The 16983-nt window shown below is 59.0% G+C and carries 17 protein-coding genes; 5 read left to right on the top strand and 12 right to left on the bottom strand.

Features of this window, described 5'->3' with window-relative positions; all coding sequences use genetic code 11:
• Positions 1-126: 126 nt before the first annotated feature.
• From AZF01_RS09575 to gmd, 8 genes are all read right to left on the bottom strand, one after another.
• The gene (locus tag AZF01_RS09575; protein ID WP_024706391.1) at positions 127-1269 is read right to left on the bottom strand and encodes a glycosyltransferase; all 1143 of its coding nucleotides are present in this window, start codon (positions 1267-1269) and stop codon (positions 127-129) included.
• A complete protein-coding gene (locus AZF01_RS23965) occupies positions 1266-2132 on the bottom strand; it encodes a hypothetical protein (RefSeq protein ID WP_152534429.1) in 867 nt (288 codons plus the stop codon). The genes AZF01_RS09575 and AZF01_RS23965 overlap by 4 nt, the downstream gene beginning before the upstream one ends.
• A 492-nt stretch (positions 2133-2624) precedes the next feature.
• Positions 2625-2903, bottom strand: a complete 279-nt coding sequence (locus tag AZF01_RS09565) for a hypothetical protein (RefSeq protein ID WP_061449666.1) — start codon at positions 2901-2903, stop codon at positions 2625-2627.
• Positions 2904-2998: 95 nt separating this feature from the next.
• Positions 2999-3799, bottom strand: a complete 801-nt coding sequence (gene istB / locus AZF01_RS09560) for an IS21-like element helper ATPase IstB (RefSeq protein ID WP_024706303.1) — start codon at positions 3797-3799, stop codon at positions 2999-3001.
• Positions 3789-5315, bottom strand: a complete 1527-nt coding sequence (gene istA / locus AZF01_RS09555) for an IS21 family transposase (RefSeq protein WP_024706304.1) — start codon at positions 5313-5315, stop codon at positions 3789-3791. Before istA ends, istB begins: the two co-directional genes overlap by 11 nt.
• Before the next feature lie 89 nt (positions 5316-5404).
• Positions 5405-6604, bottom strand: a complete 1200-nt coding sequence (locus tag AZF01_RS09550) for a lipopolysaccharide biosynthesis protein (protein WP_152534478.1) — start codon at positions 6602-6604, stop codon at positions 5405-5407.
• Positions 6605-6733: 129 nt separating this feature from the next.
• Positions 6734-7663: a GDP-L-fucose synthase gene (locus tag AZF01_RS09545; RefSeq protein WP_036236473.1), complete on the bottom strand. Its 930-nt coding sequence runs from the start codon at positions 7661-7663 to the stop codon at positions 6734-6736.
• A 2-nt stretch (positions 7664-7665) separates the two neighbouring features.
• Positions 7666-8769 carry a GDP-mannose 4,6-dehydratase gene (gene gmd, locus AZF01_RS09540; protein ID WP_036236470.1) on the bottom strand — a complete coding sequence of 368 codons (1104 nt, stop codon included), beginning with the start codon at positions 8767-8769 and terminating at the stop codon, positions 7666-7668.
• Positions 8770-9166: 397 nt separating this feature from the next.
• Here gmd and AZF01_RS09535 point away from each other — a divergent pair, with 397 nt between their 5' ends.
• Positions 9167-9478, top strand: a complete 312-nt coding sequence (locus AZF01_RS09535; RefSeq protein ID WP_024707247.1) for a hypothetical protein — start codon at positions 9167-9169, stop codon at positions 9476-9478.
• Between the two features lie 61 nt (positions 9479-9539).
• On the opposite strand, the gene AZF01_RS09530 is transcribed toward AZF01_RS09535, so the two are convergent.
• Complete coding sequence (locus AZF01_RS09530) at positions 9540-10448, bottom strand: ABC transporter substrate-binding protein (RefSeq protein ID WP_024707246.1); 909 nt, start codon at positions 10446-10448, stop codon at positions 9540-9542.
• A gap of 95 nt (positions 10449-10543) precedes the next feature.
• On the opposite strand from AZF01_RS09530, the gene AZF01_RS09525 reads away from it, so the two are divergent.
• From AZF01_RS09525 to AZF01_RS09515, 3 genes are read left to right on the top strand one after another with little or no spacing between them, the layout of a single operon-like run.
• Complete coding sequence (locus AZF01_RS09525) at positions 10544-11539, top strand: iron ABC transporter permease (RefSeq protein WP_024707245.1); 996 nt, start codon at positions 10544-10546, stop codon at positions 11537-11539.
• Complete coding sequence (locus AZF01_RS09520; protein ID WP_024707244.1) at positions 11536-12549, top strand: iron ABC transporter permease; 1014 nt, start codon at positions 11536-11538, stop codon at positions 12547-12549. The genes AZF01_RS09525 and AZF01_RS09520 overlap by 4 nt, the downstream gene beginning before the upstream one ends.
• Positions 12542-13342: an ABC transporter ATP-binding protein gene (locus AZF01_RS09515; RefSeq protein ID WP_024707243.1), complete on the top strand. Its 801-nt coding sequence runs from the start codon at positions 12542-12544 to the stop codon at positions 13340-13342. Before AZF01_RS09520 ends, AZF01_RS09515 begins: the two co-directional genes overlap by 8 nt.
• Positions 13343-13374: 32 nt before the next feature.
• Here AZF01_RS09515 and AZF01_RS09510 read toward each other — a convergent pair whose 3' ends face one another.
• Both AZF01_RS09510 and AZF01_RS09505 read right to left on the bottom strand, forming a co-directional pair.
• The gene (locus AZF01_RS09510) at positions 13375-14313 is read right to left on the bottom strand and encodes an ABC transporter substrate-binding protein (protein WP_024707242.1); all 939 of its coding nucleotides are present in this window, start codon (positions 14311-14313) and stop codon (positions 13375-13377) included.
• A 371-nt stretch (positions 14314-14684) separates the two neighbouring features.
• Entirely contained in the window at positions 14685-15083 is a 399-nt protein-coding gene (locus tag AZF01_RS09505) for a helix-turn-helix domain-containing protein (RefSeq protein ID WP_024707241.1), read from the bottom strand.
• 143 nt (positions 15084-15226) lie between these two features.
• Between AZF01_RS09505 and AZF01_RS09500 the strand changes: the two genes are divergently transcribed.
• A complete protein-coding gene (locus AZF01_RS09500; RefSeq protein WP_024707240.1) occupies positions 15227-16108 on the top strand; it encodes an SDR family oxidoreductase in 882 nt (293 codons plus the stop codon).
• 61 nt (positions 16109-16169) lie between these two features.
• On the opposite strand, the gene AZF01_RS09495 is transcribed toward AZF01_RS09500, so the two are convergent.
• Complete coding sequence (locus AZF01_RS09495) at positions 16170-16922, bottom strand: pyridoxine 5'-phosphate synthase (RefSeq protein ID WP_024707239.1); 753 nt, start codon at positions 16920-16922, stop codon at positions 16170-16172.
• Between the last annotated feature and the right edge of the window lie 61 nt (positions 16923-16983).

The following is a 16983-nucleotide window of genomic DNA, read 5'->3' as shown; positions in this document are numbered from 1 at the left end:
GCGTCTCGGGATACGGCGCCACACGCCCTCCCCGCTTGTGGCGCGAAGGGCGGACGGCCGTTGAGACCCGTCCGCCGCGCATGCGGGACGTTCCAGCGGCGGGGTTATGCCCTCCGCGGGCAGAATTCAAGCCAGAAGCCGGTCAAAAATGGACCGCGCGAAATTATCCGCCGTATGTTCGGCGACGAAGGCGCCGGCATCATCGCGCGAAATCGCCGGCTCGCCCTCGATCGCCCGCGCCAGCGCCTGCGGGTCGGTCGTGTCGGTGGTCGTGCCGAGCCGGTGCAGGCGCGCCTGATAGCCCATCAGGCCGGTCTCCTGGGCAATCACCGGCTTTCCGGCCGCAGCAGCCCAGAACAGCACCCCGGACGAGCCCACATGGTTCTGGTAGGGGGCAAGCACCACATCGCAATTGACGACTTCCTGCGCCAGTTCCGCATCGGTCACGAAGCGGTCCACCAGCTCGATTGCCATGTCGGGGTTTGCGGACCTGCATTCGGAAAGCGCAGCCTCGATCTCCGCCCTGTCCTCCCCGGCGATGCGTCCGACCATGCGCAGGGCAAGGCCGCGCTGCCTCTCGGGCGCGATATGGCGGATCGCGCGCAGCAGCGTCACCACGCCCTTGCGGCGGGAGAGCGCGCCGAAGATCAGCAGGCCACGGCGGCCGTCATCGCGGGGCTTGCGGCCGGGCACCGCCAGCAGCGAAAGGTCGGGCGCGGGATCGGGTGAAAACAGCAGCCGACCGGCGGTCATCCTGTCGCGGGCCGCCGTCTCGTCGAGCGTGAACAGGAAGGGCGTGGCGCGGCGCCGGGAGGCGAAATACATGGCGCGGCGCCGGGCCGTATCCACCCTGCCCTTCAGGGACGGCGTGAGGCCGAAATGGTTCGGCGGACGGAAGATGATGCCGGTGATGATGCCGTCGACGGGCCGCCGGTCGACGCAGGCGCCAAGCAGCGCGTGGTCGAAGGCCGGAATGAAACAGACGCCCGGCCGCTCGGAAAGCAGCCGCCGCGCCTTGCCCCATTGCGCAAGGCCCCGTGCGACAAGGCTTCCCTCCATCAGGGCGCGCATCTCCCCGTCCGGCAGCGGATCGATCGACAGCGCCGGATCGTCTCTGAGCGCGGACGGCAAACGCTCGATCAGCGCCGCGCCCGCCGCCAGCCGCACCGGCATGCCCGCCTCGTGGCGCAGCAGCCGCTCGAGCAGCCAGGTGGCCCAGATGGCGCTGTGCCCCTCGGTCTTCGGCTCGAAATAGGTGAAGGTTTTCATCGCAATGATCCACGCACAGGGCCGCCCGAGGTTCTGGAGCGACCCGAAATCGCGACCGCAGTCAGGAAAAAGGCAAAACTAGTCGCTATCGAGATATCCAGAAAGACATAGGCACGGAAATAGATGAAGAGACTAAATGCTGAAAAACAGGCGAGATAGACAGGTACGTTTACGAGCTCCTGACGGAACAAATTATAAAAAAAGAATGATACATAAGTTACCAACAATATCAACATTACAAATATAGAAAAGTGATAATTAAAGAAAATAAATGAATTATCCAATGTATTTCCAGCCCAAATATCTGGATCTCCGATACTGTATTTCTGACCTATCCCTCGTGGCCACCAAAATTTTTCAAAATTAAAAATATTTGTTGCATAATAATAATAAATACGGTCGCCCTCACTCCGGTACACCCCGTTCAATGTAGCAGCGGTTTTTAAAACGAGCTGATACTGATAGTGATAAGGTATACCTGCGGATTCCATTAGATCAGCTATTCCATATAGAATATTTGTAACCCCTTTCTTTGACGCAAAGCCGAACATCAGCACAAGGGAGAAAACAAGTGATAACAGAAAATAAAAAATCAAAGAAAGAGCTCGACCCGTTACCCTACGCGTCAAAACAAACAAATATGCAACAGAAGCCGCAGCTGTGAGAATAAATACTTGCCTAAATGCCACAAACAAAAGCATATAATAACATAAAATCAATGACAAGAAAACCAATTTGGAATCTCTGTATCTCATAGAAATTAATATCATTGGGAACATATAGTAAACTGGGGTGAATTGCTTCCCAGAGACACTCGCACTCTCAGCATAGCTAGGAATAATCCCCACAGAACCGATAAACAAATACAGTGCGGTTCCTGCTATCGCAAAAAAGATGAAAAATAAATGAATCTCTCAACACTATGACTATCGGATTTGTTTAAAATGTATGTAAATATAAAGAGAATATACATTGATCTGACATCAGAATACACGCCAAAAAATGGTATACCCTTAACAATACTAATCAGGGAAAAAGGAAATACAATTACAAAAAACAAAATTGTAAATAAAAAGATCCTTTTGAAAAAGGCAACCTTCACTTTGAAAAAAAACACGAAATAAAGGGCGCACAAAAAGATGGGAGCTTCTCCCATATACCCAAAAGGGGTAGAGAATAAAAAATTACTGAACCTAGAGAGTACAAGGACGCCGAAAATACCACAGAAAAAAACCAAGCGGCTATCAGAACGCTCTTCGAAACCCGCATTGTTGCGTATTCTGCTATGCATCAGCTCAGTCATGACTTGAAAATCTATCCAAAAAGAGAATTATGCATTTGAGCGATACGGATAGTCAGACGGATCTAACAAGTAATTTTTTCTTGTAGATCAAAGTCACCGCTAACAAATAAGGCACACCGAATATGACTGCGCTGGTCATCAGATTAACCCATGCCAAACCCGAAACGCGCATCGTCTGAGCGTACCAAGCCAGCAGTGCAACGCCTACGAGAAAAATAGCTAAACGCGTCCACGCAATAAGCTTCAGGCTTGACCGAACAATATTCCAGCGCCGTTCGCTCCACCATAGGATCATTCCGACGTGAATGACACCCGAAAGAACGAATACCATTGCATACCATACAACGGAGCCGTCACCTATGTTGATTTGCGCTGAGAACTGACCCGGGATTTGCGCCGAGAATTGACCCGCCTTTATATAACGTTCTATTCGGTTGTCGTGGTCAAGTTCCTCCGTCTCTCCTTTGTTGTTTTGGTTTCATGAGCTGAGCTGTTCTTGAAGCGAAAGCTGTCGTTTCCGGTCTCGAGGATATGGCAGTGGTGGGTAAGGCGGTCGAGCAGCGCGGTGGTCATCTTGGCATCGCCGAACACGCTGGCCCATTCACTGAAGCTGAGGTTGGTGGTGATGATTACGCTGGTGTGCTCGTAGAGTTTGCTCAGCAAATGGAAGAGCAGTGCGCCACCTGAGGCACTAAACGGCAGATATCCCAGTTCATCCAGAATGACGAGATCGGAATGAGCCAGGCGATTGGCGATCTGACCCGGGCGGCCTTGGGCCTTCTCCTGTTCCAGCGCGTTGACCAGTTCGACTGTTGAGAAGAACCGAACCCGCTTGTGGTGATGCTCAATGGCCTGAACGCCGATCGCGGTGGCAATGTGCGTTTTACCTGTACCGGGACCGCCGACCAGAACGATATTGTTGGCGGCGTCGAGGAACTCGCAGCGATGGAGCTGGCGCACAAGCGCTTCGTTGACCTCACTGCTGGCAAAGTCGAAGCCGTTCAGATCACGGTAGGCTGGAAAGCGTGCGGTCTTGAGCTGATAGGCAGTCGAACGGACTTCCCTCTCGGCGGTTTCGGCCTTGAGGAGTTGTGACAGGACGGGGATTGCCGCTTCGAATGCCGGCGATCCTTGTTCGGTGAGCTCGCCGACGGCTTGGGCCATGCCATGCATCTTCAATTGACGCAGCATGATGACGATCGCGCCGCTTGCGGGGTTATGGCGCATGGCGAGCCTCCGTCTTTCTCAGGGTGTCGTATCGTTCAACATTGGCCTTGGGCTCATTGGTGAGCGTCAGGGCTTGTGGTGCATCAATGGTGAGGGGCGTACAGGGTTTACCGTCGACGAGGCGATGCAGCAGGTTCAGTACATGCGTCTTGGTCGGAACGCCTGACTTCAGCGCCAGGTCCACGGCCGAGAGCACCGCTTGTTCATCGTGCTGAAGGACCAGCGCCAGAATATCGACCATCTCACGATCACCACCCGGCCTCTTGAGCAGGTATTGCTGTAAGGATCGGAATGCACCGGGGAGTTCGGCGAATGGCGCGCCATTGCGCAGGGCACCTGGCTTGCGTTGCACCACCGCCAGATAATGCCGCCAGTCGTAAATCGTCTGTCCCGGCCGGTCATGGGATCGATCGATGACGCGGCGATGCTCGCAAACGATCTGACCTTCTGCAGCGATCACAACACGTTCCGGGTAAACCCGCATGCTCACCGGCCGGTTGGCGAAGGATGCCGGGACGCTGTAGCGATTGCGTTCCAGATGCACGAGGCAGGTCGGTGTGACCCGTTTCGTATATTCGACAAACCCGTCGAATGGCCGGGAGAGAGGCATCAATACCTGAGCCTCCTCAGCCCAGATGTCGGCGATGGTGCCGCGCATCTGACCATGCGGGGTCTTGGTCCAGAACTCCTTGCAGCGAAGCTCAAGCCAATCGTTCAGGGCTTCCAATGACGGGAAGCGGGGTATGGGTTGGAAGAATCGATGGCGTGCATCCTGCACATTCTTCTCGACCTGTCCCTTCTCCCAGCCGGATGCAGGATTGCAGAACTCGGGCTCAAACACATAGTGGCTGGCCATCGCCAGGAAACGGACGTTGACGTCGCGATCCTTGCCACGGCCGACCTTGTCGATCGCCGTGCGCATATTGTCGTAGATCCCACGTCCTGGAATGCCGCCGAAGACGCGGAATGCATGATTGTGGGCGTCGAACAGCATCTCGTGCGTCTGCAGGAGGTAGGCCCGGACGATAAAGGCGCGGCTATAACTCAGCTTGGTATGCGCTACCTGCAGCTTGGTGCGCTCATTGTCGATGATGGCCCAATCTTCAGACCAGTCGAACTGGAAGGCTTCGCCCGGCTCAAATGCCAGAGGCACGAACGTTCCGCGCCCTGTCGTCTGGAATTCCCTTTGCCGGTCCGCCTTCCATTCCCGGGCAAAGGCTGCAACACGGCAATAGGAACCCTCATAGCCGAGGCTCATCAGGTCGGCATGGAGTTGCTTCAAGGTGCGCTTTTGCTTGCGGCCCTTCTTTGACTCCGTCTTCAGCCAGGCCGACAGCCGATCCGCATACGGATCAAGCTTGCTCGGCCGCTCCGGGACTTTGAACTTCGGTTCAACGCCGTCAAGTCGCAGATATTTCCGGACGGTATTCCGGGATAGGCCGGTCCTGCGACAAATCTCCCGGATCGATAAATGCTCTCGAAAATGCCAGCGCCGAATTACGCTCAATAACGCCATGTCGATCACTCCAGAACCCCCGCTTGAACCTCGCGAGGGGTGATTGAAACATGGGTCAAATCTCAGTGATAATTTCCCGCAATCCCGGGTCAGTTCTCAGCGCAAATCAACACGTCACCTATTTTCAAAGCAGCAGCGCCGAAGATGCAAACGAACGACAAGGTAGCCGCTGTGGTGTAGGCTATCTTACGTGCGTCACCAAGAGCTTGAAGCGCCCAGAAGAAGGGTATCACCGGGCACTGGATCAGGAAGGCAATCGCCATCAGCCGCGTCGAATAAAGCAACTCGTTTGTAGCACTTTCTCCCAACCAAACGTCAAGGAATAGCTGGCTTAGTGAAAGTAGCACGATAAAACCGGGTACTACTATGACCATTTGGACAAGGATGCCGTCGCGAATCAAATTTCGTATACCGCTGATATCGTTACTCGTCTGAAGTTGACCAAGCCCGGGTAACAGAGCTCTCTGCGCCTGGCCTATCGAGGAGTTGATCACAGATGGAATTCTAATAGCCACAGTGAAAACGCCGAGTGCAGCTGTCCCGCCAAAAGAAGCCGATAGCATCCGCCAAGTAGGCTCCTGCGCCTTCTGCAATATGTGAGCGACGCCAAATCCTTTCGACATGCTTCTGACATCACTGAAGTTCGTCTTTGACGATTTCGATTCGATCCAATCACTTAAGAACTTATAGGACAGAACTAAGTCTATTAGTATCTCCACAAATGAACCTGCAAAAAAAGAAAACCCTAGAAAAGCAAATGGATTGTCGAAATAAGAATGGAAAAAAAATATTATTACGATAGCTTGCACAAGTACACGCGCAATCACTGTTGCGTTAAACCAAAACTGCTCGTGCGATCCGAGTCTTAGACTTATTAGCCATCCGCCTAGTACCTGTATTGCGCCAGCACAAGAAGCAAAAGCGAAGCCAATCAGCTTGTCGCTGTGCTGATGCATGACGAAAGACAACAGGTACAGCAATAAAAGAACCGGAGTGACAACAGTCAAAAACCTTGAAATCAACCAACGTATTGTAGGAATTGTGGCTAGAGGGCCATCGATCGCCATTTTTCGAGTCAGAGCATTAATAAAACCGAAATCAAGAATTGTAATGTACATGACTACTGCGCTCAAGAGGCCCCAAATGCCGACCAGTTTAAAGCCGCCATTTTTAGTGAGCCACGAGATAAGTAAAATATTCGTCGTTGCAGTTACCAAAAAGGATAAAACAATTATAAAGGAAGATCGTAAAAAATTACGCCTTACCTTTTCTACTGTAGCTTCAATCATTATTTTTTTCCATGAAAACGCAACTTCATAATTATTTTTGTATCGAAATCCTCCTAGGAATTACAGAAGGGCAGGTCAAATGGCAAAATTGGATTAGAGTTTTACACAAAGTATAAAACTTCAAAGGCTTTAGTCTTTCAGAAAAGCCTCATACGCATCCGTAACGCCATCCTTCAGCGAGCGGGCGCGGTTCCAGCCCATGGCGTGCAGCCGGCTGCTGTCCATGAGCTTGCGCGGCGTGCCGTCGGGCTTCGTGCTGTCGAAGGTGAGCCGGGCTTCGTAGCCGACGACCGCGGCGATCGTCTCGGCGAGTTCGCGGATCGTCACCTCCGCGCCCGAGCCGACATTGACGTGGTCATAGCCGGAATATTCCTTCAGCAGGAACACCAGCGCGTCGGCCAGATCGTCGCAGTGGAGGAATTCGCGCAGCGGCGTGCCCGTGCCCCACACGACCACCTCCGCGGCGCCCGCCTGCTTGGCCTCGTGGAACTTGCGGATCAGCGCCGGCAGCACGTGGGAGGACTGCAGGTCGTAATTGTCGCCCGGCCCGTAGAGGTTCGTCGGCATCGCCGAGATCCAGTCGCGGCCATATTGCTTGCGATAGGCCTGGCACAGCTTGATGCCGGCGATCTTGGCGATCGCATACCACTCGTTCGTCGGCTCCAGCGGCCCGGTCAGCAGGGCGTCTTCCGGAATCGGCTGCGGGGCCATCTTCGGATAGATGCACGATGAACCGAGGAACAGCAGCCGCTCCACGTCGGATTCATGGGCCGCGTGGATGATGTTGCTCTCGATCATCAGATTGTCGTAGAGAAAATCGACCGGATGCGTGTTGTTGGCCAGAATGCCGCCGACCTTGGCGGCGGCGACCACGACCACGTCGAGCTTCGCCTCCGCCATGAAGGCGTGCACCGCCTTCTGGTCCACCAGATCGACCACGTCGCGTCCCGCGGTGACGATCTCGCATCCCTCGCTCTCAAGACGGCGCACCAGCGCCCCGCCCACCATGCCGCGGTGTCCGGCAACCCAGACCCGCTTTCCCGAAAGGTCGTAGCTCATCCTCAACCCTCCAGGCTGACGGGCAGATCCAGCCCGTGCGCCTTCAGGAGCGCGTAGCGCCGGGCGGCCTTGTGATCGGAGGCGACCATCTCGCGGCACATCTCTCGGGCCGTGATCTCGGGCACCCAGCCGAGCTTTTCCTTCGCCTTGGTCGGATCGCCGAGCAGCGTGTCCACCTCGGCGGGGCGGAAATAGCGCGGATCGATCCTGACGATCACGTCGCCGGGCTTCACGTTCGGCGCGAGGTCGCCCTCGACATGGGAAACCGTGCCGATCTCGTCGACCCCCTCGCCGGAGAATTCGAGGCTGATCCCGAGGTCCGAGGCCGCCCAGGTGATGAACTCCCTGACCGAATACTGAACGCCGGTGGCGATGACATAGTCCTCCGGCGCATCCTGCTGCAGCATCATCCACTGCATCCGGACATAGTCCTTGGCGTGGCCCCAGTCGCGCAGGCTGTCGATATTGCCCATGTAAAGGCAGGGCTCCAGGCCGAGCGCGATGTTCGACAGGCCGCGGGTGATCTTGCGCGTGACGAAGGTCTCGCCGCGGCGCGGGCTTTCATGGTTGAACAGAATGCCGTTGCAGGCATACATGCCATAGGCCTCGCGATAGTTCACCGTGATCCAGTAGGCATAGAGCTTGGCGACCGCATAGGGGCTGCGGGGATGAAACGGCGTCGTCTCGCGCTGCGGTATTTCCTGCACCAGCCCGTAGAGCTCCGAGGTCGAGGCCTGGTAGAAGCGCGTCTTCTTTTCCAGCCCGAGGAAGCGAACGGCCTCGAGCAGGCGCAGCGCGCCGGTTCCGTCCACGTCGGCGGTGTATTCCGGCGCCTCGAACGAAACGGCGACATGCGACTGGGCGCCGAGATTGTAGATCTCGTCGGGCTCGATGTCGCGAACGAGCCTTGTCAGGTTGGAGGTATCCGACAGATCGCCGTAGTGCAGCCGCATGCGCGCATGGTCGAAATGCGGATCCTCGTAAAGATGATCGACGCGCTGCGTGTTGAAAAGCGAGGCGCGGCGCTTGATGCCATGAACCTCATAGCCTTTTTCAAGCAGAAATTCGGTGAGATATGAACCGTCTTGTCCCGTTATGCCCGTAATAAGTGCTTTTTTTCATTTTACCATTGATTTCCAATATTGAACGCTCAACCCGAATCCGGTTCCCCATGCTGGATACAGGGAATAGCCGAAGAATGCGATCAGGATTAAAGGCGTGTTTTCCGAAAAGGATTTAGTATGAAAACGCGAGGCCTGCCGCCAGAAACCATTGCTCTTGAAACTACTGAGAATACCGTCTTTGTCCCATATTCTCGAAACACTAGCCGTTGTCCGGCCGTTTGTAAAATCAATTTGCCGCTTCGCACGCCGCGCCGCGCCCGCCCCGAGGGCCGCCCGGCGGAAAACTCCGGCGCCGGAGCGCCGGAGCTGAACGCTCTGCGACAATCTGCCGAACAAAGTTGACGGGCAAACGTTTGAAACCTCTGAAAGGAGCAAACAAATGACCGACCAGCCAAAAGACGACCCAAAAGGCGGCCCAAAAGACGGTAAGGCCGACCCTCTTGATTCCCCTGTCGGCGGCGAAGGCGACGTCGAAAGCGTCGCCGAGGAAATCACCACGCGCCAGATCTCAGCCCAGACCTTCGGAGGCGACCCCGTGGAGGATCGCAGACAGCGCCTCAAGGACATCATCACGGAACTGGAAAGCCGCACGAAGGCCAGCGAGCGCGGCGAGGACCTGGAGCCGCTGCTTCAGGAAGCCCGCTCCTCCCTCGCGATCGTCGAGCGACAGGCCGAGCGCGGCGAGGAGTAGTCGCCGCCGCGATTCGCAGGGCTGCGGGCGGTTACGCGTTTCCGTGAAAGGCGGAACCGCTCTATTGCACGCCGTAGATGCGGGCGATATCCGCAAGCATCAGCCGCGCGGCGATGATGCCGCCCGCGGTGTTCCAGACTGCATCTGAAACGGCGTGAACCCTGCCTGCCTGGACGGCCGAAAGCGACCGCCAGAGCGGATCGCCGAGCACGTCCTTCTCCATCGCCTCGCCCTCGCCGTTTCCGGTCTCCCAGGTAAAATAGAAGATGCGGTCGCCATCCATGTCGGGAATGCTTTCCTTTCCGGTGCGGATGGCGAAGGCATCGACATTCTGGTTCTCGGGCCGGTCAAAACCGATATCCTTCAGCAGCACGCCGGAAAAACTGTCGAGCTGATAGATACGGATCTGGCCGGGCAGGAAGCGTATGACCGATACCTTCTCGTCAACGGCATCGCCAAGCCTGTCCCTGAGATCGGCGACCGCCTCGTCATAGGCCGCGATTTCCGCGGCGCCCTTGTCAGCAAGCCCCAGCGCATCGGCATAGAGCCTGAAATTCACCTTCCAGTCACCGCGCAATTCCCCGGACATCACCGTCGGCGCGATGGCGCTGAGCTGCGGGTACGCCTCCTCCTGGCGCTGCCGGTTGGCGAGGATGAGGTCCGGCTCGAGTGCCGCGACCATTTCGAGGTTCACCGCGCTTTCCGTGCCGACGGGAACGGCCGTGCCCATCTGGTCATCGATATGATCCCACCACGGATCGCCGCGCCAGGAGTTGACGGCGCCGACAGGCCGCACGCCAAGGGCAAGCGCGGCTTCGGTGCCCTCGTTTGTGAGAACCACCACACGCTGCGGATTGTCGGGCACGGTCACCGTCCCCATCGCATCCTTCACATCGCGCGCGGAAAGAGGCGTAGAGCAGAGCCCTACCGCGAAAGCCGCAAGCGCGGCGAGTTTGGTCAAGGACGGCATCGGATTCCTCAAGTTGACTATTACATTCATATTTTGTTTTAAAGTTGACCGTCGCACTCCGCAATGTCAAATCGTCCCCGGAAGGATGGAACGTCGTGATACGCACCTTGCTGCTGCTCCTGCTGACATTGCTGATCGCCGTGATTGCCAGCCTGCATCTCGGCGTCCACATCTATGGGTCGGCCACGGTATGGCAGGCGCTTTTTGCCGGCGCGGAGGGTTCCTCCGAAATCATAATCCGGACATTGCGGCTTCCGCGCACGCTCAACGCGGTCCTGACCGGCGCCGCGCTCTCGCTCTCAGGTCTGTTCATGCAGACCGTTACGCGTAATCCCCTTGCCGAGCCCGGCCTTCTTGGCGTCAATGCGGGAGCCGCCTTCGCGGTTGCCTGTGGCCTCGTGCTTCTGGGCGCCGTTTCGATCGCCGGGATCGGGCTTCTGGCAATTGGCGGGGCGCTTGCGGCGGCAGCCCTGGTATTCGGGCTTTCGGGCGCGCTCGGACCAGCCGCTGGGCCGACGGGAATACTTCTTGTCGGGGTCACGGTCACGGCAATGCTGGCCTCGCTTACGCAGCTTGTCCTGCTCATCGACGAGACAGCGCTCGAGACCCTGCTGTTCTGGCTTTCCGGCGGCTTCGCCGACCGGCCCCTGCCGCTCCTTTCTATCGGAATCGGCGCGCTGGCGATCGCCTTCATCGGCGCAGCCGCCCTTTCGACCTCCATCGATGCGCTGCAGCTCGACGATCAGAGCGCCAGCGGTATCGGCGTCGATGTGGCCCGCACGCGCCTTTCGGCGCTGACGCTGGCGGCCCTGCTTTCCGCCGGCGCCGTCGCCATGTCCGGTCCGGTGGCCTTTCTCGGCCTTATCGCACCGCATATCACCCGTCGTCTGACAGCGGACCGCCCGGGTTTCCTGGGCCTGTCGCTGCTGGCCATGCTGACCGGCGCGATCATTGCCGTCATTGCCGATATTCTGGCGCGGCTGATCGTGGCACCGGGCGAAGCGCCCATCGGCGCGGTGCTGGCCTTTGTCGGCGTGCCGTTCCTGATCCACCTGCTGAGAACAAAACGGTTGCGCGGGGTCGGCGTGTGAAGACCGGTCCGCTCCTTATAGCCGCACTGCTCGTGATCCTGGCCGGCAGCCTGGTTGTCGCGACCGGGCTCGGCTCGAGCTTCATCGGGCCTTCAAGGGTTGCCGCCGCGCTTCTCGGCAATGGCAGCCGGACCGACGAGATCATCGTGTGGACGCTCCGGTTGCCACGCGTTGCGCTGGCCACGCTTGCCGGCATGGCGCTTGGTCTGTCCGGCGCGATCCTGCAACGGGCGTTGCGCAACCCCATGGCCGCCCCCTCCATTCTCGGTGTGACCGATGGCGCCGCACTCGGCGTGGTTACCTTCCTGTGGTTTTTCTCCGACGAGGCTAACGTGCTGACGGTTTCGATCCACTGGCAGCCGCTGGCGGCCGTCGCCGGCGCGTTTGCCTTCGCGTTTCTCGTCGGCCTGCTGACCGTGGCCGACCGGGCCCGCAACGATCCGGTCCGTCTCATTCTCTATGGCATCGCCCTTGCCGCGCTCGCCAAGGCCTGCGTCACGCTGATGATGATCGTCGGTCCGGTCTATCGCGCAAGCCAGGCTCTGCAATGGATCACCGGGTCGGTCAATGCCGCCCACTGGATGGATGTCGGCGTCGTGGCCGCGGGGCTCGCGCTCAGCGTTCCGGTCCTCATTCTCATGCGCCTTCCGTTGCGGCAGATCGTCCTTGACCGGCAAACGGCGATCACGACGGGATTGCAGGTCAACCGTCACCGGATCGGGCTTCTGGTGCTCTCGGTGTTGCTGACCGCCCTTGCGATCTCGCAGGTCGGAGCCATCAGTTTCATCGGGCTGATCGCGCCGCATGCCGCGCGGCTGTTCCATGGCCAGTTCAAGTCGGGTTACCTTCTGGGCAGCGCACTCATCGGCGGCATCCTGGTGCTTGCCGCGGACACGTTTGCCCGAACGATCGCCAGTCCACTGGAGCTTCCGGCCGGCGCCGTGACCGCGCTGATCGGGGCGCCGCTGTTCCTCTTACTCATCTTACGGAGGCAAGTCCGCAATGGCTGATACGCTCGCAACCCTTTCCGCGCTCTCAGCCAGTTATGACGGGTTCAGCGCGCTCGACAACATCGACCTCACCTTGCCCGAGGAAGAGATCATCGCCTTCTGCGGGCCGAATGGCAGCGGAAAATCCACCGCGTTGAAGGTTCTGCGGGCGCTCCATATGCCGCAATCCGGCAATGTCAGCGTGGCCGGGCGCCCGCTTTCCCACTGGACGTCGCGGGAGCTTGCCCGGGAGATCGCCATGCTCAGCCAATCACCCGAGGCGCCGCCGGACATGACGGTCGAAGATCTCGTCATGCTTGGCCGCTATGCCCGGCGCAGCCGTTTTTCCGCGCCGTCTGCCGAAGACGGCCGGGCCATTGACCGCGCGCTGGAGACGACGGGGGTGACGGCCTTGCGCGCGCGCAGTCTCGGCCAGCTTTCCGGCGGACAGCTACAGCGCGCGTGGATCGCGATGACGCTTGCGCAGGATGCCCCCCGCATCTTCCTCGACGAGCCGACCAATCATCTCGATATCGCGCATGCGCTGGAAATTCTTGATCTCCTGCGGATGCTGAACCGGCGGGAAAAACGCAGTTTTGTCATCGTTCTGCACGACCTCAACCACGCACTGCGCTATGCCGACCATGTCGTCCTGTTCAAAGACGGCAGGATCGCTGCCCAGGGGCGGACAGGCGAGGTACTGACAGAATCACTGATCAGCCGCGTATTCAACATCGACTGCCGCATTCTGTCGCTGCCGGGCGAGGAAATACCCGTGATCGTGCCCTTCACCCGTCGCGGAACGGCGAAATAAGGCCGCGGCCGCCGGCTTCGGCGCTGCAAGTGTTAAGGCTTGCTACCTTCGCCTGATACCGGCGGCAGCGACACAGCGTAGATATCGGCAAGGTCATCCAGCATGGCCTGCGCGGCAAACCAACCGCCCGCCGTCGCCCAGACGCCGTCATCCACCTCGCTTACCCGGCCGTCCCGGACTGCCGGCAGGCGTGCCCACAAGGGGTCGGAGAGGAAAGCGGCAGCCGCCTCCTCGCCCTTGCCGTCGCCTCTGTCATAGGTCAGCCAGAATATCCGGTCGCCATCCATATCAGGGATGCTTTCACGCCCGACCGCGATGGAAAGTCCATCGCCCTGCTGCTGCACGGGACGGGAGAAGCCGACATCGGCCAGCACATGACCCAGAAAGCTTCCCCGCAGATAGAGATAGGTCTGGCCGGGCACGAAACGGACCACGGAAACGCGCTCCCCGGCGTGTTCCCCAAGCCCGCCGCGCAGTGCTTTCACGCGGTTCTCATAAGACGCGAGCGCGGCCTCGCCTTCCGCCTGCCGATTGAGGGCGCGCGCCACAAAGGCGAGATTGTCCTTCCAGGCGCCAAGGCCTTCCACGAAGACCGTCGGCGCAATGGCCGAGAGCTGACCGTAGATTTCCTCATCCCGCTTGCGGCTGCCGATGATGAGATCGGGCTCAAGCGCCGCGACCAGCTCAACATTCACGGCAAGCTCCGTACCGAGGTCTGCCGTGTCGGAAAGCCTGTCGCCAAGATGCGGGTACCAGGGATCGCCGTACCAGGAGCGCGTCGCGCCGACCGGCCTGACGCCGACGGCCAGGGCGGCCTCGGTGGTTTCATTGGTCAATGTGACCACCCGCCGGGGCTCTGACGGCACCTCTGTTGTGCCCATCGCGTGTTCGATCGTGTTTTCGGCCCGTGCAAGTCCGCCTGCAGCAAGACAAAGGACGAAGAGCGCGGCGGCAAGAAGTCTGAAAGGCATCAGGAGAATCCGGGATCTGGGGAACACAGTCCCTTTTCTTGAGTATAATAATCATATTTGTCAATGATCATCGACCGCGCCATCCCCTGCGGCCTTCGCCCCTGACCGGCTCAGTGCCCGCATCGAGAGGCACGGTTTGCGAAGCCAGCCGGATGCCGCGCCCGGCATTGCGTCTGGCCCCGTTCATGCATGGCGCTGACGGCAGGTTTCCCTGCTTTCGCCGTTTTCATTCGCCGTCTGGATTGAAAACGCGCGAAAATTAACCATATCGGGGAACAAGAATGACATCGCCGTCGTTAAGGCGGTATATCTTCCAAACGACCTCCAACAGGCACCCCGGCATTCCCCTGCGCCGGGGTGTCTGCTTTTGATCAGTCCCCGCTCGCTTCGGCGTCGAAACGCCTCCTTGCCGCGTGGACGCGGTCGCGGTTTTCCCTGGCCCAGACGACGACGCCCTGCCAGGCGGCAAGAAACGAGGTCCCCTCTTCCGTCAATGCATATTCCACCTGCGGCGGCTGCGTCGGATAGACCTTGCGGGTGATATATCCGTCCCGCCGGAGATCGGTCAGGGACTTCGTCAGCATGCGCTGTGAAATATCGGGGGCAAAACGCTTCAGTTCGGAAAACCGCCGCGGACCATCGCTGAGCGCCAGAAGCAGAAGCGTGCTCCACTTGCCGGAGACACGGGCGAGCACGTCCCGCACGGGACAGGACTCAAAGTCTCCCGCTCCCAGAAGAGCCTCCATCCGCTCGCCGCCACTCTTGTCCATCGATCAAAACTCCCGTCTGCAGGCACAGGGATGTAACCCCGGCACAAAATGATGCCTTCTTTACAATCGCCGGACGATCCATACATGAAGCTCAGTCTCGTTTCGAGACCATATCTCTATCGGGCATGATGAAAGGACAGATCATGACGGACAACACGATTCTGGTGACGGGCGCCTCGGGCAAGCTTGGGCGCGAGACGCTGGATATTCTGCTGGCCTCGGGAAAGGCGGCCAATCAGATTATCGCCACAACGCGCACGGTCGAAAAGCTGGCGGACTATGCGAAGAAAGGCGTAGTCGTGCGCGAGGCCGATTTCAATGATCCCGCCACACTGGATGACGCCTTTGCAGGCGCGGCGCGCATTGCCATCATCTCAACCGACGCGATCGATCCCGGCTCCGACCGGGTGGCCCAGCACGCCGCCGCCGTGGAGGCGGCCAAAAAGGCGGGGGCCGAACACCTCGTCTACACCTCGCTGCCGGATCCCGAACACTCGAAAATCAGCTTCGCGCCCGACCATCTGGGCTCCGAAAAAGCCGTCATCGCAAGCGGCCTTGCCTACACCATCCTGCGCAACAGCTGGTACCAGGAGAACCTGCTGATGAGCCTTCCGCACGCCTTCTCGCAGGGCGTTTGGGCGAGCGCCGCAGGCAACGGCAAGCAATCCTTCATCGGCCACGAGGATTGCGCCCGCGCCATCGCGGCGGCGCTTCTGTCCGACAGCGACGAGAACAGCATTCTGACGCTGAACGACGGTGAAAGCCGCACGGTTGAGGACATCGCCGCGCTTGCAAGCGAGATCACCGGCAAGCCGCTGAAGGTCGATCACATCAGCAGCGAGTCCCTGCGCGAAGGCCTCGCCGCGGCAGGTCTGCCGCCCTTCGTCGTCGACCTTTCCGTCAGCACCGACGAAAACATCCGCGCCGGCGGCTTCGATATCGTCAATGACGACTTCGAGCGGCTTACCGGCAGGAAGCCGCGTTCGTTGCGTGCCTTCTTCGAGGAAAACAAGGCCGCTTTCTAGAGCGGTTGGCCAAGCCCATCAGCATGCCCGGTTTCGGCCGGGCACGCAGCCGTCGCCCGGTTCAGACGTGTTCCCCGCAGGCGCGGCGGAACCGGCGGACGGTCTCCGCCATGCCGTATTCCAGCGCGTCGGCGGTCAGGCCGTGGCCGATCGACACTTCGCAGAGATGCGGAATATGGCTCGCCAGCAGCGGCAGGTTGCCGACCGTCAGGTCGTGCCCGGCATTGACGCCGAGGCCGAGTTCAAGAGCGATGGCGGCGGTTTCGCCGAGTTGCGCGGCAATCGCCTTCTGCTGTTCCGGCAGGTCATAGGCGCCGCCATAAGGCCCTGTGTAGAGCTCGATCCGGTCTGCACCGCTGTCGCGCGCTGCCTCAAGCTGCGCCCTGCCCGCATCGCCATCGGCAAACAGCGAAACGCGGATCCTCTTCTTCTTCAGCCGCGCGACGGTGCGCTTCAGAAGATCGCGACCGGCGATGAAGTCCCAGCCGTGATCGGAGGTCGACTGCGCAGGGTCGTCCGGCACCAGGGTCACCTGTTCCGGTTCGCTCTCGAGGCAAAGCCCGATGAAATGATCGCTCGGAAAGCCTTCGATATTGAATTCCGCCTGCGGAAACTCGTCATCGATCAGGGCGCGGATAACCGGAAGATCTGAAAAACGGATATGGCGCTGATCGGGCCGGGGATGAACCGTCAGTCCATAGGCGCCGGCGTCCAGCGCGATCCTGCCGAGATGGCGCACACTCGGCCAGGGCAAATCCCGGCGGTTGCGCAGCTGGGCGATCGCATTGAGGTTGACGGACAGTCTCGCGGCCATTTTCTCCTCCGTTTGTCAGAGGCGCCATTCATATATCCAGCGACGGATTTGCCGAAATGTT

The organism is Martelella sp. AD-3 (assembly GCF_001578105.1).
Taxonomy (GTDB): Bacteria; Pseudomonadota; Alphaproteobacteria; order Rhizobiales; family Rhizobiaceae; genus Martelella.
The sequence above is the reverse complement of the archived record's forward strand: the minus strand, read 5'-3'. Positions and strand labels throughout refer to the sequence as shown.